Raw genomic sequence first — 20,936 nt, 5'->3', positions numbered from 1 at the left:
TCACCGGGGGCTTATTTAAAAGATTACTTGTTTAATTCTGCCAGGCTCAACCAAGTTTGTACTACCGTATCCGGGTTCAGGGAGAGGCTATCGATACCCTCTTCCATCAGCCAGGCGGCGAAGTCTTCATGGTCAGACGGCCCCTGCCCGCAGATACCCACGTATTTACCCTGTTTCTTCGCGGCACGAATAGCCATCGACAGCAGCGCTTTGACCGCGTCATTACGCTCGTCAAACAGTTCAGAGACCACGCCGGAGTCGCGGTCAAGGCCCAGCGCCAGCTGTGTCATGTCGTTAGAGCCAATGGAGAAGCCATCGAAATGTTCGAGGAACTGTTCGGCTAACAGAGCGTTAGACGGGATCTCGCACATCATGATGATTTTCAATCCGTTTTCACCACGTTTCAGCCCCTGACGCGCCAGTTCGTCTACCACGGCTTTCGCCTGTTCAACGGTGCGCACGAACGGAATCATGATTTCAACGTTAGTGAGCCCCATATCGTTACGCACGCGTTTCACCGCGTCACATTCCAGCGCGAAGCAGTCTCGGAAGCTTTCGGAAACATAACGGCCAGCGCCACGGAAGCCCAGCATGGGGTTCTCTTCATCCGGTTCATAACGTTCACCACCGACGAGGTTAGCGTACTCGTTCGATTTAAAATCGGACAGACGCACAATCACGCGTTTCGGGTAGAATGCCGCGCCGAGCGTCGCGATCCCTTCCGTCAGGCGCCCCACATAAAACTCTTTTGGTGAGTCGAAGCCCTTCATCATCTCGCGGATTTCGTTTTGTAACGCGGGTTCCTGATCATCAAACTCCAGCAACGCACGTGGGTGAACGCCAATCATACGGTTGATGATAAATTCCAGGCGCGCCAGACCTACGCCCTCATTCGGCAGGCAGGCGAAATCAAATGCGCGATCCGGGTTGCCGACGTTCATCATAATCTTCAGCGGCATGTCCGGCATGGTGTCAACGCTGGAGCTTTTAACGCTAAAGTCGAGCAGGTCAGCGTAAACGTAACCGGTGTCCCCTTCCGCACAGGAAACGGTGACTTTCTCGTCATCTTTCATGCGTTCAGTCGCGTCGCCGCAGCCCACTACTGCCGGAATGCCCAGTTCGCGCGCGATGATCGCCGCGTGGCAGGTACGCCCGCCACGGTTAGTGACAATCGCCGCCGCTTTCTTCATGATCGGTTCCCAGTCCGGATCGGTCATGTCGGTCACCAGCACGTCGCCGGGTTCAATGCGGTTCATCTCACTGATGTCATGAATAACTTTTACCGGGCCCGCACCAATGCGATGACCGATAGCACGGCCTTCAGCAATGATTTTACCCTGTGAATGCAGCGTGTAACGCTCCATCACCTGGCCGCGAGAACGCACGGTTTCCGGACGCGCCTGAACGATAAACAGCTTACCGGTATGACCATCTTTGGCCCACTCGATATCCATCGGGCGGCCGTAGTGTTTTTCAATCTGGACAGCCTGTTTAGCCAGTTCCTGCACTTCCTCGTTGGTCAGTGAGAAGATATCGCGCTGCGCCTGCGGCACATCTTCAATTTTAACCTGTTTGCCATGCTCCTGAGTTGGCGCGTAGACCATACGGATTTTTTTGGAACCCATGGTACGGCGCACGATCGACGGGCGATTAGCCGCCAGGGTCGGTTTGTGGACATAAAATTCGTCCGGGTTCACCGCCCCCTGCACCACCATTTCACCCAGCCCCCAGGCCGAGGTGATAAACACCACCTGGTCGAAGCCAGATTCGGTGTCGATGGAGAACATCACGCCGGAAGACGCGAGATCGGAACGCACCATTCGCTGAACGCCCGCCGAGAGCGCAACGCCACGATGGTCGTAACCCTGGTGGACACGGTAGGAAATCGCGCGGTCGTTAAACAGCGAGGCGAAAACGTGTTTGACCGCAACCAGTACCGCGTCGTAGCCCTGGACGTTGAGGAAGGTTTCCTGCTGACCCGCGAAGGAAGCATCCGGCATATCTTCCGCTGTCGCCGAGGAGCGCACAGCAAAGGACGCATCGGCGTCATCCGCTGAGAGCTGGTTGTAGGCGTCACGGATAGCGGTTTCCAGTTCGCTCTGGAAAGGTGTGTCGATGATCCACTGGCGGATCTGCGCACCGGCTTTCGCCAGGGCGGTGACATCATCAATATCGGTTTGATCCAACAGTTGATAAATGCGCTGATTCACGCCGCTTTGGTCGAGAAATTGATTAAATGCATCGGCAGTGGTAGCAAATCCGTTGGGTACCGAAACACCCAGATCGGACAGGTTAGTAATCATTTCACCCAGGGAGGCATTTTTGCCCCCAACTCTGTCTACATCATTCATGCCGAGTTGGTTATACCAAAGCACCAGCGGTGACGAGCCATTGTTGGACATCGAGACAATCCTTTTTTGATTAAAAAAGCAGTGATTAAGAAACAACTGACTACTCAAATTATCCTGGCATATTTAAACAATTTAAAAAAACGGTGAATCGTTCAAGCAAATTAATTTTTTCTTTTTTAAGACAGATCCCCGTATTGCGTTAAGTCGCTGATTCTTTGGGAGAGTCGTTATAAAATGGGCTATGTTATGCATATTTTGAAAAATGAACCGGACTTTTCATAAAAAATAAAAATAGCGTTCCATTTTCAGATATCAGACAAATGCGGTGGGGTTTTCTGCGAATTTAATTTATGCTTTCAGACAATTAACCTCACTTTTCTGGATTGTTAAAATGGAAAATGCAGTCGACAGGCAGGTTTTTTATATTTCTGATGGCACGGCGATTACCGCTGAGGTGCTGGGCCACGCAGTGATGTCGCAGTTCCCGGTGGTCATCAACAGTATTACCCTGCCGTTTATTGAAAGTGAAAGCCGCGCCCGGGCGGTGAAAGATCAGATCGACGCGATTTATCAGCAAACCGGCGTACGCCCGCTGGTTTTCTACTCCATTGTTATCCCGGAAATCCGCGAGATCATTTTGCAGTGTGAAGGATTTTGTCAGGATATTGTGCAGGCGCTGGTTGCCCCGCTTCAGGAAGAACTCAAGCTCGATCCGACGCCAGTTGCCCATCGTACCCACGGGCTGAATCCGGGAAACCTGTTGAAATACGATGCGCGTATTGCGGCAATTGACTACACCCTGGCGCATGATGATGGTATTTCCCTGCGCAATCTCGATCAGGCGCAGGTTATTTTGCTCGGTGTGTCTCGTTGCGGAAAAACCCCAACCAGCCTCTATCTGGCGATGCAGTTCGGCATTCGCGCCGCCAACTATCCGTTCATCGCTGATGATATGGATAATCTGATCCTTCCTGCATCGCTCAAACCGTTGCAGCATAAGCTGTTCGGCCTGACGATTAATCCTGAACGCCTGGCGGCGATTCGCGAGGAGCGTCGGGAAAACAGCCGCTACGCCTCAATGCGCCAGTGTCGAATGGAAGTGGCGGAAGTTGAAGCATTGTATCGTAAGAATCAAATCCCCTGGATTAACAGTACCAATTACTCCGTTGAGGAAATTGCTACCAAAATCATGGACATTATGGGATTAAGTCGCAGAATGTACTAACGCACTAGTACAATGCAGAAAATTTGTTTATCATAACGCCGTGATTGAATGCACATCACGCCCCGCTCTTGAAATCAGCCGGGATTGGTTTATCGTGATGTGCATCACTTCCCGGCGTTTTGTCTGGTGAAGAAACAAATTTCTGAGAAACTCATGAATAAGACCGATGAATTGCGTACAGCTCGTATTGAGAGCCTCGTTACGCCTGCTGAACTTGCTCAGCGTTACCCCGTCTCCCCGGATGTTGCCGCCAGCGTCACCGCTTCTCGTCAGCGGATTGAAAAGATCCTTAACGGTGAAGATCGTCGCTTGCTGGTGATTGTCGGGCCCTGCTCTATACACGATCTTGATGCGGCGATGGATTACGCGCGTCGTCTGCAAACCCTGCGCGAAAAGCATCAGGGCCAACTTGAAATCGTGATGCGCACCTATTTCGAAAAACCACGTACCGTTGTCGGCTGGAAAGGATTAATTTCTGACCCTGACCTGAACGGCAGCTACCGGGTTAATCACGGCATTGAGCTCGCACGTAAGCTGCTGTTACAGGTGAATACTCTCGGCGTGCCGACTGCGACTGAATTTCTGGATATGGTGACCGGTCAGTTTATCGCCGACTTGATTAGCTGGGGCGCAATTGGCGCACGAACCACCGAGAGCCAAATCCATCGCGAGATGGCTTCGGCGCTTTCCTGCCCCGTTGGCTTCAAGAATGGCACAGACGGGAATACCCGCATTGCTGTCGATGCTATCCGTGCTGCACGTGCCAGCCATATGTTCCTGTCGCCGGATAAAAACGGCCAGATGACCATCTACCAGACCAGCGGGAACCCTTACGGGCACATCATCATGCGCGGCGGTAAAAAACCGAACTACCATGCCGATGATATCGCTGCGGCCTGCGATACGCTCCATCAGTTTGATTTACCAGAACATCTGGTGGTTGATTTCAGCCACGGCAACTGCCAGAAGCAACATCGCCGTCAGCTGGATGTCTGCGATGATATCTGCCAGCAAATCCGCAACGGGTCGACCGCTATTGCCGGTATTATGGCAGAAAGCTTCCTGCGCGAGGGCGCGCAGAAGATTGTCGCCGACCAGCCGCTTACCTACGGACAGTCGATCACCGATCCGTGCCTGAGCTGGGAAGATACCGAAGTGCTGCTGGAAAAACTGGCCGCCGCCGTCGCGACTCGCCTTTAGTCCTCTCCTCCCTGTCGTACTCACGATGGGGAGTGTCTTATCTCCTCCCAATCCCTCTTTTCACAAAAAACGGTTGCACACGCTTACTCATTATTGATAATACTTATCATTGTTGTTTTTATTACTATTTTACTTTTTATGACGCTTATGGATGATAACGCAGATCAAATTTCCGTTAAGGACAATACGCCCCGCCCGCAGAATCATGACCGCCGGGTAAACAGCGAGGTGTTGTTAGGTGAAGAGGGGCGCGTGGTGATAGAACATGAGGGTCAGGAGTATCTGCTGCGTCAGACTCAGGCCGGAAAGCTGATATTGACGAAGTAAGCGGCACAGCATTGCCTGATGCGCTTCGCTTATCAGGCCTACGTCCTGGTGCATGTGTAGGCCGGGCAAGCGCAGCGCATCCGGCATGTTGTTTAGCTGGAACAGCTCACTTCAAGCCGTTTACCCCAATCAGGCGGACGCTGAGCATAATCATCGTCACGATCGCCCCACGGATTTCTCAGAGCGTTATGCAGCCGACGGAGTTCCTGATAATCGCCCTTCTCCGCTGTTTCTATGGCCCGTTGCGCCAGCCAGTTACGTAAAACAAACGCCGGATTCGCCTGCTTCATCGCCTGCCGGCGTGTCGCATCGTCAATGCCTTCCGGTTGTATACGCGCCCGATACTGAGCAAACCAGCTATCAAAGGCGGCTCGGTCGATAAACTCGTCGCGTAACGGGGACGCGGCGCTTAACTGTTCCGTTTCGCTCAACATACGGAAGGTACGCGTATAATCACTGCCCTCTCGCGCCATGAGTGCAAACAACCCGTTAAGGAGATCGTTATCGCCCACCTCTTCAGTAAATAGCCCGAGCTTCTGACGCATACGCGTGCCATATTCGGTAAACAACGCAAGCTGATAGCCATCAAGCGCCTCATTTAGCGTGTCGACATCCATAAAAGCCGAGAGCGACTGCGCCAGACGTTGCAGGTTCCATAATCCCACTGCTGGCTGATTCTCAAAGCTATAACGCCCCTGGTAATCTGAATGATTACAAATAAAGCCAGGCTGATAGTCATCGAGGAAGCCAAATGGGCCGTAATCAATCGTCAAGCCCAGGATCGACATATTATCGGTATTCATTACGCCGTGGGCGAAACCGACGGTTTGCCAGCGGGCGATCATCTGCCCGGTGCGTTTCACCACATCACGGAACCAGAGTGCGTAGCGATCCGCCTCCTGGTGAAGTTGCGGCCAGTGATGACGAATGACAAAATCGGCCAGTTGCTTAACCTTGTCCATTTCACGACGATAGTAGAAATGCTCAAAGTGTCCGAAACGAACGTGACTTTGCGCGATACGCACGAGCATCGCGCCCTGTTCAACGGTTTCACGCTGGATAGGGGTATCGCTGGTGACAATGGAGAGCGCACGCGTGGAGGGAATGCCGAGATAATGCATCGCTTCCGAAGCCAGACTCTCGCGTATGGTTGAGCGCAACACGGCACGGCCATCGCCCATACGCGAATACGGAGTAAGGCCAGCGCCTTTCAGATGCCAGTCAACGGACGAGCCGTCAGGCAACTGCTGTTCACCCAGCAGAATGCCGCGTCCATCGCCCAGTTGCCCCGCCCAGACGCCAAACTGATGGCCGCTGTACACCTGCGCCAGCGGTTTCATGCCGGGGAGCAATTCTTCTCCGCCCCACACGCCAGCGCCACGTTCAGGCGCAAAGAGGGATGGCTCAATACCGAGTTCATCGGCAAGCGCTGTGTTATGCCATATCAGACGGGCGTTCTTTAGCGGCGTCGGATTGAGTTCGCTGTAAAAATCTGGCAGCTCATCGCGCCAGCGGGTAGTAAAAGACAGGGTCATAGATCCTCCTGCCTGTAGTGTAGGGGTTAATGCCCGTTTAAACACCCGGCAATCTTCAGGGTTATCCCTGCACCAGCGTCAGCAATGAGGATTCCGGGACGGCGGGCCATAGCTCCCCCATCATGCCGCTAAATCCAAAAGGTAATACCCGCTCACGTGCCGATTCCGTATTAATTCCCGCAATCATAATGCTTTGACAATAAGGCTGAATTTGCGTGGTAATGGCACGAATAAAGGGCTCGAAAGAAGCGGAATCCAATTGACGCTGAACAAAGTGGCGGTCGATAACAATGCGCTGAAACAATCCAGCAAATACAGCCCGCGTTGAGGCTTCACCGGAACCAAAGTTTGCTAACGCCAGAGGGAAACATTTCGCCAGAAGCGTGAGTGGATGAGTATCATCCGGTTGGTTAAGACCAGGAAAACGTTCACTCACCACCAGTTCAACAAAGGGGTAACGTGAAAGCTCAGCCGCCAGGATAGCATCCTTGAGTAAAGTATCAACAATAGCAGGTGTGACAGAAAGCCACGCGGTCACCTGATGTTGAATAAAAAAGAGTTGGCAGGTATTAAGCAGAGCGAGCTTTTCGCGAAAAAGTACTAACTCCTCATCGGGCGTTAGTTTCGGCAGGATGAGATTCGTCGGGATGCGTACAGAATTTTCTACACCAATAAAATGTGCAACGACTTTTAAACCAATCAGTTTACCTTTGGCATTTCGGGCAGGTAAAAATAACAGCTCTGAACGCCAGGCACGGTCAAGGGTTACAATCATTGCGACAGCCCTTCTCGATAAGTCATTTCAAGGGTCCTGAAGTCACAAAACAATAAACGTGGGTCGATTGATTCTAGTCGGATTGCTTTCATTTTCCGTTTTATTTTCGCATTCCTTCGCTGGAATGTAATGATTGTAATCGAAAAGCATAGATTAATACAATCTATGACCAGTTAACCCTCATGTTGTTAACAAAAACAATAATGAGTTGTAATCTTTTTTAAAATAGCTTTAGTTTAAATACACTGAAGGGGCATCGCGCCCCTTCGTCATTTCTACATTAAATTCGTCTGGCCTGCCAAAACTTCTTGCGCCAGTAGACGTTGTCCAGCGATGATCGCGTGACGCCCTGGCTGGTCGATGCGTGAATAAACTGATTATCCGTGTCATAGATTCCCACGTGCAGGCCACTGTCCCCTGAGCCGGTTTTGAAGAACACCAGATCGCCTGGAAGAAGATCGTCTTTATCAATCTCAGTGCCAATCTTAGCCTGTTGACGCGTTTCACGCGGTAACTGCATTTCGAATTTATCGCGAAACGTGGTTAAGACAAATCCGGAACAATCAATTCCACGACGATTCATCCCACCGTAGCGATAGGGTGTACCGTGCCAGTTGCGCAACTGATCGTTTAAGTTAGCAATTACGGTTATCGAATCCGATAATCTTGGATTGGGTGGCGGCGCATGATGACTACATCCCACCAAAAATAAAGCCGTTATGAAAATAATCAAGAATCGCATATCCGGCGAATCCTCACTTTTTTTAATTTCCCGATAATTTAGCCCGGTTACTTATTCCCTGGCAAGTCAGCAATGAGACTTAATGTTTCGCTGGCACCCGTATTTCGTTTTCCCGGACAGACTTAACCGGCAACCAGCATCTGGTGGCCGGCAATCTCCAGTCGCTGGAATGAAATATTATAGGCGCTAAAAAGTGAATTGGGCGTTAACACATCTTCCGTTGCCCCGCTGGCGATTAATTGCCCTTTGCATAACAGCCATACGCGATCGGCATGACGTAACGTATGGTTGAGATCGTGGCTACTCATCACTATCGCAATATCGCGAGCGCGCAACGCGTCCAGTACACTATCCAGCGCGGCCTGCTGTGCAACATCGAGGCTGTTCATGGGTTCATCCAGTAGCAGAAGCTGACCATGAGGATTGCCTGAGGGATGAATCTGCAGGATCACCGCCGCCAGCCGTACACGTTGCCACTCACCACCGGAGAGCTGATTGACGTAACGGCCCAGTTTATCCACCAGGCCTAACGCTTCCGTCACCTGTGCGCACAGTGTATGTTCGGTTTTATCATGCTGATGCAAAAGAAGGAAATGCCAGACAGGCATGGCGAATGGCGGTGCCTGATGCTGAGAGAGATACGCGCGCCTATGCGCCAGTTCCCGCGAGGCCCATTCACTTAACGGTTTTCCATTTAGCGTAACGACGCCCTTTCCGAAACTCAATCCCGCCATGCGGGTGAGTAGCGTGCTCTTCCCCGCACCATTTGGCCCCACGAGATGAATTATCTCGCCAGCGTGCACCTCCGCGCTAAACCGCGTTAAACGCGTTCCTTCGCAGACCTCTTGCAGTTGCATCAGCATTGTCATCACAGAGCCAGTGCTTTTTTAATCGCATTAATCAGAATCGGATCTTCCGGTGTCATATCCGGCGAGAAACGTGCGATGACGTGACCATCACGACCAACAAGGAATTTTTCAAAATTCCACAGTATGTCTCCAGGCTCGGCGGGCGCACGTCCTTTGTTGACCATTTTTTCGTAAAATTCGCTGCCCTCCGGCGCAATCGCTTTTGGCGCGGCACGCGTTAGGGTCTGATAGAGCGGATGACGCCCGCCGCCATTAACATCGATTTTGCTAAACATGGGGAATGTCACGCCATAGGTGGTGCGGCAGAATGTTTTAATGTCCTCTTCACTTCCCGGCTCCTGCCCCAGGAACTGGTTGCAGGGGAATCCCAGTACCGCAAAGCCTTCATCTTCAAGAGACGTTTGCAGACTTTCCAGCTGTTCATACTGCGGCGTTAACCCGCATTTCGATGCCACATTCACGATTAACAAAACGTTGCCTTTGAAACGTTCCAGTGTCGTTTTTTCACCATCAATCGTTGTAACCTCAATGTTCAGAATCGAGTTTCCCATAATATCCTCATTAGATTAGGTACTGAGCCTCAACGCCCGGTTCGCAATAATAGCCAGATAAACACGGGCGCTCCCGTGGTTGCCGTCACAACACCGATAGGAAGTTCTGCCGCCTGAAGCGCCAGACGCGCAATGATATCCGCCACCAGTAGCGTGCTTGCCCCCGCCAGTGCGCAGGCGGGCAACAGCACCCGGTGATCGGTCAGGCCACACAATCGCAGCATATGTGGCACCACAAGACCGACAAAGCCGATTGCACCCGCCAGCGCCACACTGACGCCAACCAGCCAACCGGTGGCGATCACCAACAGCTTACGCCACAGCCAGAGGGGGACACCAAGCTGCCGGGCAGACGTTTCACCCAGCGCCAGTAAATTTAACGGCTGCGATTGCAGGCAAATCCACACGATAACCGGAATCAGCCCCAGCATCAGCCAACTTTGTTGCCAGTCAACGCCACCAAAGCCACCCATCATCCAGTACATAAGCTGGCGCAAATCAAAAGACGTCGAGAAGTAAACGGCCCAGGTCATTAGCGCGCTGCAGATAATACCCAACGCCACACCGGCTAAGAGTAGCTTACTGGTGGAAAGATGCCGTCTGGCAAAACGCATCAGTATAAAGGTGATAAGCAATGCCCCGAGGATAGCCGACAGACCGAGCGCCCAGCCAGGCAGCATTCCCTGCCCTAACATGACCGCGGCAATCAGCCCGACACCGGCACCATTAGAAACCCCCAGCAGGCCAGGCTCCGCCAGCGGATTTTCAAACAGCGCCTGCATTACCGCGCCAGACAACGCCAGCGCGGCGCCGACCAGCAGAACTGCAACGGTGCGCGGCAGGCGAATTTGCCAGATAAAGAGCTTTCCGGTAGCGCTAAACCAGTTGCCTGGGGCGATCCACTGGTCTCCGGCACACAGGCTGATCGTCAGCGCTATAAGCAGCGTGAGCGCCAGTACCCTGAGCCAGCGCCAATTGCGCCGCTGCTGAAGATGTACGTAGTCCAGCATAGTATTCCATGTGCCAGCAAGAGAGGTGTTTGATTTTACGGTGGTTCCACGCGCGGGAAAAGAAAAAAGGCCGCATAGCGGCCTTTTTGGTTAGTGCAAATTACTCTTCTTTGGGCGTCGCGTTTTCGACACGGCTTTTTAACTTCTGACCGGGTCTGAAGGTCACCACGCGCCGGGCTGTAATGGGAATATCTTCGCCCGTTTTCGGGTTACGACCCGGGCGTTGATTTTTGTCTCGCAGGTCAAAATTACCAAAACCGGAAAGTTTAACCTGTTCGCCATTTTCCAGAGCACGACGGATCTCTTCAAAAAACAGCTCAACCAGCTCTTTGGCATCCCGCTTGCTAAGCCCAAGCTTATCAAACAGATATTCTGACATTTCAGCTTTTGTAAGCGCCATAGGTTCAATCCCTCAATGATGCCTGGAATCGCTCTTTTAATGCCTCTACACACTTGGCAACGGTAGTGGCAATATCCTCTTCTTCAAGTGTACGGCTGGTATCCTGAAGGATCAGGCTGATAGCGAGGCTCTTATACCCCTCCGCAACACCCTTACCACGGTACACGTCAAATAAGTTTACGCCAACTATCTGATTTACGCCAACTTTCTTACATTCGGCCAAAATATCCGCTGCCGGTACGTTTTCTGCCACCACAACCGCGATATCACGACGGTTTGCCGGGAAGCGAGAAATCTCCTGTGCCTGAGGAACCACGCGGTCTGCGAGCTTGTTCCACTCCAGTTCGAACACCAGTGTGCGACCGTTGAGATCCAGTTTACGTTCCAGTTCCGGGTGAACAACCCCAATGAAACCAATACGTTCACCTTTCAGATAAATCGCCGCGGACTGGCCCGGATGCAGTGCCGGATTAGCTTCAGCTTTAAACTGAATATCAGACAGTTTACCGGTTAAATCGAGAACAGCTTCGAGATCGCCTTTTAAATCATAGAAATCAACGGTCTCTTTTGCCAGGTTCCAGTGCTCTTCGTAGCGGTTGCCACAAATCACGCCGCCCAGCATGACGTCCTGACGAATACCCAGCGGTGCCTGGGTGTCCGGCACAAAGCGCAGACCGGTTTCAAAGATGCGCACGCGGTTCTGCTGACGGTTCTGGTTATAGACCACGGTGGTCAGCAGGCCGCTCCAGAGAGAAAGACGCATCGCAGACATTTCGCTGGAGATAGGGCTTGGCAGAATCAGCGCTTCTTCGCCCGGGTGAATCAGTTGCTGCACTTTCGGATCGACGAAGCTATAAGTAATCACTTCCTGGTAGCCTTTGTCATTCAGCATCGTTTTCACGCGCTTAAGCGACAGATTAGCTTCTTTATGGCTCCCCATCACCAGACCGGCCTGCACTGGCTCGTTCGGGATGTTGTCATAACCAAACAGACGCGCAACTTCTTCTACCAGGTCTTCTTCAATCTCCATGTCAAAACGCCAGCTCGGTGCAACAGCCTGCCATTGGTCGTTACCGACGGTCACTTCACAGCCCAGACGCTGGAGAATGTCGGTCACCACGTCATCAGCAATATGGTGACCAATCAGGCGATCCAGCTTAGTGCGACGCAGGGTGATGCTCGCACGTTTCGGCAGCGTGGATTCGTTGGTGACATCGATAACCGGGCCTGCTTCGCCGCCGCAGATATCCATCAGCAGGCGGGTGGCGCGCTCCAGGGCTTTGTACTGCAGCGCCGGATCGACACCACGCTCATAGCGGTGAGAGGCGTCCGTGTGCAGGCCATGACGACGCGCGCGACCCGTGATAGACAGCGGGTTGAAGAATGCGCACTCCAGCAGAACGTTTTGCGTTTCGCCATTCACGCCAGAGTGTTCACCACCAAAGATGCCGCCCATTGCCAGCGCTTTGTGATGGTCAGCAATGACCAGGGTATCGGATTTCAGTTTCGCTTCGCTACCGTCAAGCAGAACCAGCGTTTCGCCCTCTTTCGCCATGCGCACGACGATACCGCCTTCGATACGATCTTTATCGAATGCGTGCATCGGTTGGCCCAGTTCGAGCAGCACGTAGTTGGTGACGTCAACTACCGCGTCAATGGAGCGAATACCGCAGCGACGCAGTTTTTCTTTCATCCACAGCGGGGTTGGCGCTTTAACGTTGATGCCTTTCACTACGCGTCCCAGATAGCGCGGACAGGCATCGGCAGCTTCAACGGTGATAGGCAGCGTGTCGTTGATAGTGGCAGCAACCGGCGTGATTTCAGGCTCGACCAGCGGCAGTTTATTCAGCACGGCCACGTCACGAGCAACACCGATGATACCCAGGCAGTCGGCGCGGTTCGGCGTCACGCTGATTTCGATAGTGTTGTCATCAAGTTTCAGGTATTCACGGATATCGGTGCCGATTGGCGCATCTGCTGGCAGTTCAATAATGCCGCTATGGTCGTCGGAAATACCCAGCTCGGAGAAAGAGCACAGCATCCCTTCAGACGGTTCACCGCGCAGTTTTGCGGCTTTAATTTTGAAGTCGCCCGGCAGTACGGCACCGATGGTGGCTACCGCCACGCGCAGGCCCTGACGGCAGTTTGGCGCGCCACAGACAATATCAAGCAGGCGCTCACCGCCAACATTCACTTTTGTTACGCGCAGTTTGTCAGCGTTCGGGTGCTGACCACACTCAACCACTTCACCAACAACCACACCGTTGAAGGTGCCCGCAACAGGCTCAACACCGTCAACTTCCAGGCCAGCCATGGTAATTTGTCCGGACAGCGCTTCGCTATCGATGGCCGGGTTAACCCATTCGCGTAACCACAGTTCACTGAATTTCATTGTTTTGCCCTGCCCTTATTTAAACTGTTTGAGGAAACGCAGATCGTTTTCGAAGAATGCACGTAAATCGGTGACGCCGTAACGCAACATGGTCAGACGTTCCATCCCCATACCGAAGGCGAAACCTGAGTATACTTCCGGGTCAATACCGACATTGCGCAGCACGTTCGGGTGAACCATACCGCAGCCCAGCACTTCCAGCCATTTACCATTTTTCCCCATCACGTCAACTTCCGCAGACGGTTCGGTGAATGGGAAATAGGACGGACGGAAACGAATCTGCAGATCTTCTTCAAAGAAGTTACGCAGGAAGTCATGCAGCGTACCTTTCAGATTGGTAAAGCTGATATTTTTATCAACGATCAGACCTTCCATCTGATGGAACATCGGGGTATGCGTTTGGTCGTAGTCGTTACGATATACGCGACCCGGCGCAATGATACGGATTGGCGGCTCCTGATCCTTCATGGTACGGATCTGTACGCCGGAGGTTTGGGTGCGCAGCAAACGCGTGGCATCAAACCAGAAAGTGTCGTGGTCAGCACGTGCCGGGTGATGTCCTGGAATATTCAGTGCATCGAAGTTGTGATAATCATCTTCGATTTCCGGGCCGGTCGCCACGGTAAAGCCGAGCTCACCGAAGAAACTTTCAATACGGTCGATAGTACGGGTAACCGGATGCAGACCACCGTTTTCAATACGACGCCCCGGCAGGGAGATGTCGATGGTTTCGGCAGCCAGACGGGCGTTCAGCACCGCACTTTCCAGCTCAGCTTTGCGGGCGTTCATCGCCTGCTGAACCTGCTCCTTTGCTTCGTTAATGACCGCACCTGCTGCCGGGCGCTCTTCTGGCGGCAGATCACGCAGTGTTGTCATCTGAAGGGTCAGATGCCCTTTTTTGCCAAGGTACTCGACGCGAACGTTATCTAACGTGGCGACATCCGAGGCCTGGTTAATGGCTGCCTTCGCACTGGCAACCAGCTCTGCGAGATGTGACATGGTTTTCCTCATTGTGTCGGTGAAGACACTGGTTCGTTGGACTTAATTTTTGTGCTGTACAAACGAAAAAAGCCTCCACTGGGGAGGCTTTCAGGCGCTGTTTTTCGTTTCTTTTTTCACGCGCTAGCCTCCTGGTTTCAGGTGCTAAAGTAAAAAAAGAAGCGGAAAATAGCAGCATTCATGCTTGCGTTACCTTAAGGGTAAAATTTGTAAGACGTTTATTGAAAGGCCTGCCACAATAAAAGTCAATGTTTTGATAGCGTTGAAACGAAAAGAGGGAGACAAGCTCCCTCTTTCAACTGGCTTATGCCAGAGCTGCTTTCGCTTTTTCAACCAGAGCGGTGAACGCTACTTTGTCGAATACGGCGATATCAGCCAGGATCTTACGGTCGATTTCAACAGAGGCTTTTTTCAGGCCGTTGATGAATTTGCTGTAAGAAATACCGTTCTGACGTGCTGCAGCGTTGATACGTGCAATCCACAGTTGACGGAACTGACGCTTACGTTGACGACGGTCACGGTAAGCGTACTGACCTGCTTTGATAACAGCCTGGAAGGCAACGCGGTATACGCGAGAACGCGCACCGTAGTAGCCTTTAGCTTGTTTCAAAATTTTCTTGTGACGTGCACGTGCAATTACACCACGTTTTACGCGAGCCATATGTGCTCTCCTGTATCTATTCTAATTAAAAAGTTAAAAAAACGTTAACGGCTTATGCGTACGGCAGGCACGCGATGACCAGGCCCAGATCGCCTTTGGAAACCATGGCTTTCGGACGCAGGTGACGTTTACGCTTGGTAGCTTTTTTGGTCAGAATGTGACGCAGGTTAGCGTGCTTATGCTTAAAACCACCTTTACCGGTTTTTTTGAAGCGCTTAGCAGCACCGCGTACGGTCTTAATTTTTGGCATTTTAATAACTTCCACTTCGCATTGTTAATAAACGAAACAAAGGCGAATCACCCTGTGAGCCGAGGCCCACAGGAATGATTACTTGATGGCCTTACTGTTTCTTCTTAGGAGCGAGCACCATGATCATCTGGCGGCCTTCGATCTTCGTCGGGAAGGATTCGACCACTGCCAGTTCACTCAGATCGTCACGGACGCGCGTCAGCACTTCCATACCAATCTGTTGGTGGGCCATCTCACGACCGCGGAAACGCAGCGTGATCTTGGCCTTATCGCCATCTTCCAGAAAGCGAATCAGGCTGCGGAGTTTTACCTGATAATCGCCATCGTCGGTACCAGGACGGAATTTAATTTCCTTAACCTGGATAACTTTTTGCTTTTTCTTCTGTTCCTTAGAAGACTTACTCTTTTCATAAAGGAACTTGCCGTAGTCCATGATACGACAAACTGGCGGTTCGGCGTTAGGGCTGATTTCAACTAAATCTACTCCAGCTTCTTCAGCTTTTTCGATTGCTTCTCTCAGACTCACAATTCCCAGCGCTTCGCCTTCCAGACCTGTTAAGCGAACTTCCTGGGCGCGAATCTCGCCATTGATACGATTCGGACGTGCCGTTTGAACTCGTTTTCCGCCTTTAATACCTTATTCCTCCAGTTGTTGAAGACTGCGGCTGCGAATCTCTTGTTGCAGCTTCTCGATCACTTCATTTACGTCCAGGCTGCCCAGGTCTTTACCGCGGCGGGTGCGAACGGCGACTTTGCCTGCTTCCACCTCTTTATCACCACAGACCAACATATAAGGGACACGACGTAAAGTGTGCTCGCGGATTTTAAAGCCAATCTTCTCATTTCTCAAGTCTGCTTTTACTCGAATGCCTGCATTTTGTAGTTTACGGGTCAATTCGTTAACATATTCAGACTGAGAATCAGTAATATTCATGACCACCACCTGCACTGGCGCAAGCCAGGTTGGGAAGAAGCCAGCGAACTCTTCGGTCAGGATACCAATAAAGCGTTCCATCGACCCCAGAATTGCACGGTGAATCATTACCGGAACCTTGCGCTCGTTGTCTTCGACTACATAAGAGGCGCTCAGACGAGACGGCAAGGAGAAGTCCAGCTGGACAGTACCGCACTGCCATGCACGATCGAGGCAGTCATACAGGGTAAATTCAATTTTCGGACCGTAGAATGCGCCTTCACCCAGTTGATACTCAAACGGGATATTGTTTTCTTCCAGCGCTACCGCTAAGTCCGCCTCAGCACGATCCCACATTTCGTCGCTACCGATACGTTTTTCCGGGCGAGTGGAGAGTTTGACGACGATTTTCTCGAAGCCAAAGGTGCTGTACATATCGTAGACCATACGAATACACGCGTTCACTTCATCGCGAATTTGCTCTTCAGTACAGAAGATATGCGCATCATCTTGGGTGAATCCACGTACACGCATCAGGCCATGCAGCGCGCCTGACGGCTCGTTACGGTGGCAGCTACCGAATTCCGCCATACGCAGCGGCAGATCGCGGTAGGATTTCAGACCCTGGTTAAAGATCTGAACGTGGCCTGGGCAGTTCATTGGTTTGATGCAGTATTCACGGTTCTCTGAAGAGGTGGTGAACATTGCGTCTTTGTAGTTATCCCAGTGACCGGTTTTTTCCCACAGCACGCGGTCCATCATGAACGGACCTTTAACTTCCTGGTACTGGTACTCTTTCAGTTTCGAACGCACGAACACTTCCAGCTCACGGAAGATAGTCCAGCCGTCGTTGTGCCAGAAGACCATACCCGGCGCTTCTTCCTGCATATGATACAGGTCGAGCTGCTTACCGATTTTACGGTGATCGCGTTTTGCCGCTTCTTCCAGGCGTTGCAGATACGCATTCAGCGCTTTTTTATCTGCCCACGCGGTACCGTAGATACGCTGCAACATTTTATTGTCGCTGTCGCCACGCCAGTACGCGCCTGCGGTTTTCATCAGTTTGAAGTGATGGCAGAAACGCATGTTCGGCACGTGCGGACCGCGGCACATGTCGACATATTCTTCGTGATGATACAAGCCAGGCTTGTCATCATGCGCGATGTTTTCATCAAGGATGGAAACTTTGTAGACTTCACCTCGTTTCACGAAAGTCTCGCGGGCTTCATGCCAGCTGACTTTCTTCTTGATAACATCGTAGTTTTTCTCGGCGAGCTCGTGCATACGTTTCTCGAGCGCGTCGATGTCTTCCTGGGTCAGGGTATGGTCAAGATCAACGTCATAGTAGAAGCCGTTGTCGATAACCGGACCGATTGCCATTTTTGTGTTCGGCCAGAGCTGTTTAATCGCGTGACCGAGCAGGTGTGCGCAGGAGTGACGAATGATCTCCAGCCCTTCTTCATCTTTCGCGGTAATCAAAGAAAGGGTTGCATCGTTTTCAATCACATCAGACGCATCGACCAGTTCACCATTAACGCGACCGGCGATAGTGGCTTTTGCCAGCCCTGGACCGATATCCAGAGCCACATCCATTGGGCTTACTGCGTGGTCGTAATGGCGTTGGCTGCCATCAGGAAGAGTAATTACAGGCATGTTATGTCCTTATTTGCAGTGGTGCCCCACACGAAAGAGCACATACAAAACAATATAATGAAATTTATCAACAAGTTATGGACTGATTCCCGCTTCACTCTGCGAAATATGAGGCATCGATACGAGGTACAGAGGCCACCTACATCCGCTTGTTGATAACACCGTTAGCTAGTTTACACATCATTGTTACCCGATTAAAGCCGCAATTCCCCTTCACCGCTTCTAATGCTGCTTTTCCCTCCAACAACAAACCGGAGAGCCACGAAAAGTTTGCAGGAAGCGAAAAGATTTTGGTCAGGAGAATGACGCGTGATAGGAAGGGAAAAATAAACAAAAAGTGCTATCGATTAACATTCTAATCGTTGTAGCAATGTTGTCGGTGTGAGGATAGGAAATAGAAAAATTAACAGACCTGCCATTTTTGTAGGCAATTCTGACAATTAACGGCCAATCAGCTAAAACTCAAAAATAGAAAAACCGGTACATCTTTACCCGGCTTTTTCTGACCACCAAACAATAAGTAATTCTTATTAATAAGGCGTGATGCTATCAGGACCACTCGCCTGCGACCAGGGTATGCACATTAAAGGCATCATCCATGGAATGACCAGTGGATTGAGAGCCAGGCGCGATGTTTGAGCCCGCTTCAACGTCATGTGCGGAGGTAATTCCGACGTGCTGAGTAACAGGAGTACTGGCAGAAGGCGTTGCAGGTTCAGCGGCAAAAACACCGAATGAAAGTGCAGACAGCACAGCTGCTGCCGTTGCGATTTTAATATTTTTCATAATGGTTATTCTCTGGTTTGATTAGCACTTTTGAATCCGGGCGTCATTTTTCGCCCTTGATAATAGTGTAGATCCAGATCACACTTTTGACCAGCCCCATTATTTAGCTTTTCGTGTCAAATTAGGTAAAAATATATCAACAAGATTAATTGTGGAGATATTATGGAGAAATATTCTTTTTATTAAATTTAAAACGTTGTTGAGAATTTAATAATACAAGTTGGCGTTATTTATGGCAAACAGGCCGGGGTTATTCCGGCCTGATTAAAATTACATTTTATAACCGAGCGAAAGCGTGGTCCGTCGATCGGTATGTTCCGGCGCCGTCGCTGGCGGCTCCGAGTTCCAGGTGACGTTGTAAGCCACCTTAAGGCCGAAATGCTCATTGATTGCGACGTTCAGGGCGCTTTCAGAGTTCACAGTAGTATCGTCTGAACCAAACACCGAAACCCCCTGCGAGAATTTCGCCGTATCGGTCATCTGCCAGGCATAAGTGCCTGAAGCATAACCTAAAGCCTGGGTTTCTGTTTCGTCATTGGTGTACTTGTCATAACGAACGCCTGGACCAAATTCAAAACGGAAACTGTGCACCGGGCCATTGAGGAACTGACGACCATAACCGGCAGTGAATACGTCACGCTCGCGGTAACCGTTGTAACGATCGGTCAACCAGCTTGCCTGACCAAATAGATAGTCAGCATCCGTCACGTTATAACGGCTACGCCCGCCTACCGCATATTTTTCAGAAGATCGCTCATCATTAGAAGAGGTATTGCTGGCATTTCCCCACAGAGACCAGGCGGTTGTATTCCCATACCAGGTCATGGTGGAATCCGCAGTCAGTGAAGAACTCTTGGTGTTACCAGACTGAGCCAGGTAGCCCGCATTAACAGTGCCTTCAAAAGGCTTCTTCGCGGAGGAAGGGTCATCCATGACAGTAAAAACGGAATCATCGGCAGCTGCATACATTGACGCAAACACGCCACCCAGCAGCATCACAGCCGCGGGTACTGTCTTCAAAAGCTTCATTTATTAAGAGTCCGTACAACAAAAAAAGAGACCTTAACGGTCCCGGAATCTTTCGCGAGGATCAACGACAGGCGGTCCATTGAAAGGTAACAAATTATAAAAAGCGCCGCATAACATAGCAATGAATTCTTCTTTCATTTTTTGAATAAGAACGTTCTCAAAACGCGCTTTATTTCATATAGATACAGGTAGGTAAAGCTTTCCATTTTATTGAAAATTATAGTGTTGTAACTTTCACTCTCCCCTTTTCAGTGCCAGACTTACATACTGGCTGAGACAAGTCTGGCTTTACGGTCATAAAGGGAGGTAATAATAATGGTTAAAATTTATACGCTCACATTCGCTCCTTCACTCGACAGCGCCACGCAGACGCCGCAAATTTATCCAGAAGGGAAACTACGTTGTAGCTCACCTGTATTTGAGCCCGGCGGTGGTGGTATCAACGTCGCCCGCGCGATTACTTTTTTAGGCGGAAAAGCGACGGCCATTTTTCCCGTAGGCGGCGCGACGGGGGAACACCTCGCCGCCCTGCTAACCGAAGAACATGTCCCGGTTGAATGTGTTGAGGCGCGGGAGTGGACGCGCCAGAATCTCCATGTTCACGTGAACACCAGTGGGGAGCAATACCGCTTCGTGATGCCTGGTGCAACGCTACATGAAGATGAGATCCGTAAGCTCGAAGAGAAAGTCACCCAAATTGAAGCCGGTTCACTTCTCGTGATAAGCGGCAGTCTTCCCCCCGGCGTTAGCCTTGAACGCTTTGTCGCACTGATTAAGTCAGCACAACAACATGGCGTGCGTTGTGTCGTGGATAGCTCCGGCGATGCGCTGGCTGCCGCACTGGATATCGGCAACATTGAGTTAGTCAAACCGAATCAGAAAGAGCTTAGCGCATTAGTGCAACGCGATTTAATTCAGCCAAATGATGTCCGTAAAGCAGCCGAAGAGATCATTCACAGTGGAAAAGCCGCACGCGTGGTCGTGTCACTCGGCGCTCAGGGCGCACTTGCCGTGGATGCGAAAAATTGCGTTCAGGTCGTGCCGCCGCCGATTAAAAGCCAGAGCACCGTTGGCGCGGGTGACAGCATGGTTGGTGCGATGGTGTTGAAACTGGCCGAAAATGCCGGGCTTGAGGAGATGGTGCGTTACGGCGTCGCCGCCGGGAGCGCGGCCACCATTAATCAGGGCACGCGTCTGTGCTCACACGAGAACACGCAGCAAATCTTCGATTACTTGTCGCAGAATAAATAATGATATCCGGCCCGGAA

At 51.3% G+C, this 20,936-nt stretch carries 21 protein-coding genes and 1 other annotated feature; of the genes, 4 read left to right on the top strand and 17 right to left on the bottom strand.

Going from position 1 to position 20,936, the window contains the following annotated elements; genetic code table 11:
- Positions 1-23: 23 nt before the first annotated feature.
- On the bottom strand, positions 24-2,402 hold the full coding sequence (ppsA, locus tag ACOXYR_RS09230; protein WP_113857004.1) for a phosphoenolpyruvate synthase: 2,379 nt from the start codon (positions 2,400-2,402) through the stop codon (positions 24-26).
- Positions 2,403-2,742: 340 nt separating this feature from the next.
- On the opposite strand from ppsA, the gene ppsR reads away from it, so the two are divergent.
- From ppsR to hemP, 3 genes are all read left to right on the top strand, one after another.
- A complete protein-coding gene (gene ppsR / locus ACOXYR_RS09225; RefSeq protein ID WP_108476842.1) occupies positions 2,743-3,576 on the top strand; it encodes a posphoenolpyruvate synthetase regulatory kinase/phosphorylase PpsR in 834 nt (277 codons plus the stop codon).
- Positions 3,577-3,729: 153 nt separating this feature from the next.
- Positions 3,730-4,776, top strand: a complete 1,047-nt coding sequence (aroH, locus tag ACOXYR_RS09220; RefSeq protein WP_015964189.1) for a 3-deoxy-7-phosphoheptulonate synthase AroH — start codon at positions 3,730-3,732, stop codon at positions 4,774-4,776.
- A gap of 99 nt (positions 4,777-4,875) precedes the next feature.
- Positions 4,876-5,103 (top strand): hemin uptake protein HemP, encoded by a 228-nt coding sequence (gene hemP / locus ACOXYR_RS09215; protein ID WP_421356204.1) that lies wholly within the window; start codon positions 4,876-4,878, stop codon positions 5,101-5,103.
- Positions 5,104-5,195: 92 nt separating this feature from the next.
- Here the strand turns inward: hemP and selO are convergent, their stop codons facing one another.
- The 16 genes from selO to ACOXYR_RS09135 form a co-directional block, all read right to left on the bottom strand.
- Entirely contained in the window at positions 5,196-6,638 is a 1,443-nt protein-coding gene (gene selO / locus ACOXYR_RS09210) for a protein adenylyltransferase SelO (RefSeq protein ID WP_421356195.1), read from the bottom strand.
- 61 nt (positions 6,639-6,699) lie between these two features.
- A complete protein-coding gene (locus tag ACOXYR_RS09205; RefSeq protein ID WP_189623028.1) occupies positions 6,700-7,413 on the bottom strand; it encodes an EAL domain-containing protein in 714 nt (237 codons plus the stop codon).
- Positions 7,414-7,693: 280 nt separating this feature from the next.
- A complete protein-coding gene (locus ACOXYR_RS09200) occupies positions 7,694-8,155 on the bottom strand; it encodes a C40 family peptidase (RefSeq protein WP_421356196.1) in 462 nt (153 codons plus the stop codon).
- A 122-nt stretch (positions 8,156-8,277) separates the two neighbouring features.
- Entirely contained in the window at positions 8,278-9,024 is a 747-nt protein-coding gene (btuD, locus tag ACOXYR_RS09195; RefSeq protein WP_415728590.1) for a vitamin B12 ABC transporter ATP-binding protein BtuD, read from the bottom strand.
- A complete protein-coding gene (locus ACOXYR_RS09190; protein WP_421356197.1) occupies positions 9,024-9,575 on the bottom strand; it encodes a glutathione peroxidase in 552 nt (183 codons plus the stop codon). The genes btuD and ACOXYR_RS09190 overlap by 1 nt, the downstream gene beginning before the upstream one ends.
- Positions 9,576-9,604: 29 nt before the next feature.
- Positions 9,605-10,585, bottom strand: coding sequence for a vitamin B12 ABC transporter permease BtuC (gene btuC, locus ACOXYR_RS09185; protein ID WP_421356198.1), 981 nt, complete (start codon positions 10,583-10,585; stop codon positions 9,605-9,607).
- Between the two features lie 100 nt (positions 10,586-10,685).
- On the bottom strand, positions 10,686-10,985 hold the full coding sequence (gene ihfA, locus ACOXYR_RS09180; RefSeq protein ID WP_003030571.1) for an integration host factor subunit alpha: 300 nt from the start codon (positions 10,983-10,985) through the stop codon (positions 10,686-10,688).
- A 4-nt stretch (positions 10,986-10,989) separates the two neighbouring features.
- On the bottom strand, positions 10,990-13,377 hold the full coding sequence (gene pheT / locus ACOXYR_RS09175) for a phenylalanine--tRNA ligase subunit beta (RefSeq protein ID WP_113857010.1): 2,388 nt from the start codon (positions 13,375-13,377) through the stop codon (positions 10,990-10,992).
- Positions 13,378-13,392: 15 nt separating this feature from the next.
- Positions 13,393-14,376 carry a phenylalanine--tRNA ligase subunit alpha gene (gene pheS, locus ACOXYR_RS09170; protein WP_108476850.1) on the bottom strand — a complete coding sequence of 328 codons (984 nt, stop codon included), beginning with the start codon at positions 14,374-14,376 and terminating at the stop codon, positions 13,393-13,395.
- Between the two features lie 62 nt (positions 14,377-14,438).
- Positions 14,439-14,563: a sequence feature (Phe leader region), on the bottom strand.
- Positions 14,514-14,558, bottom strand: coding sequence for a pheST operon leader peptide PheM (pheM, locus tag ACOXYR_RS09165; protein WP_001386830.1), 45 nt, complete (start codon positions 14,556-14,558; stop codon positions 14,514-14,516). (Overlaps the previous feature by 45 nt.)
- 117 nt (positions 14,564-14,680) lie before the next feature.
- Complete coding sequence (gene rplT / locus ACOXYR_RS09160; RefSeq protein ID WP_000124850.1) at positions 14,681-15,037, bottom strand: 50S ribosomal protein L20; 357 nt, start codon at positions 15,035-15,037, stop codon at positions 14,681-14,683.
- Positions 15,038-15,089: 52 nt separating this feature from the next.
- Positions 15,090-15,287 (bottom strand): 50S ribosomal protein L35, encoded by a 198-nt coding sequence (gene rpmI / locus ACOXYR_RS09155; protein ID WP_001124225.1) that lies wholly within the window; start codon positions 15,285-15,287, stop codon positions 15,090-15,092.
- A 91-nt stretch (positions 15,288-15,378) separates the two neighbouring features.
- Positions 15,379-15,921: a translation initiation factor IF-3 gene (gene infC, locus ACOXYR_RS09150; RefSeq protein ID WP_071843507.1), complete on the bottom strand. Its 543-nt coding sequence runs from the start codon at positions 15,919-15,921 to the stop codon at positions 15,379-15,381.
- 3 nt (positions 15,922-15,924) lie between these two features.
- Positions 15,925-17,853, bottom strand: coding sequence for a threonine--tRNA ligase (thrS, locus tag ACOXYR_RS09145; RefSeq protein ID WP_421356199.1), 1,929 nt, complete (start codon positions 17,851-17,853; stop codon positions 15,925-15,927).
- Positions 17,854-18,402: 549 nt separating this feature from the next.
- On the bottom strand, positions 18,403-18,639 hold the full coding sequence (locus ACOXYR_RS09140) for a YdgH/BhsA/McbA family protein (RefSeq protein ID WP_108476852.1): 237 nt from the start codon (positions 18,637-18,639) through the stop codon (positions 18,403-18,405).
- A gap of 270 nt (positions 18,640-18,909) precedes the next feature.
- The gene (locus tag ACOXYR_RS09135) at positions 18,910-19,668 is read right to left on the bottom strand and encodes a DUF481 domain-containing protein (RefSeq protein ID WP_108476853.1); all 759 of its coding nucleotides are present in this window, start codon (positions 19,666-19,668) and stop codon (positions 18,910-18,912) included.
- Between the two features lie 315 nt (positions 19,669-19,983).
- Here ACOXYR_RS09135 and pfkB point away from each other — a divergent pair, with 315 nt between their 5' ends.
- Positions 19,984-20,919, top strand: a complete 936-nt coding sequence (gene pfkB, locus ACOXYR_RS09130) for a 6-phosphofructokinase II (RefSeq protein WP_113857012.1) — start codon at positions 19,984-19,986, stop codon at positions 20,917-20,919.
- The last annotated feature ends 17 nt before the right edge of the window (positions 20,920-20,936 follow it).

Origin of the sequence: Pseudocitrobacter faecalis (assembly GCF_965231525.1) — a bacterium.
Classification (GTDB): domain Bacteria; phylum Pseudomonadota; class Gammaproteobacteria; order Enterobacterales; family Enterobacteriaceae; genus Pseudocitrobacter; species Pseudocitrobacter faecalis.
The sequence above is the reverse complement of the archived record's forward strand: the minus strand, read 5'-3'. Positions and strand labels throughout refer to the sequence as shown.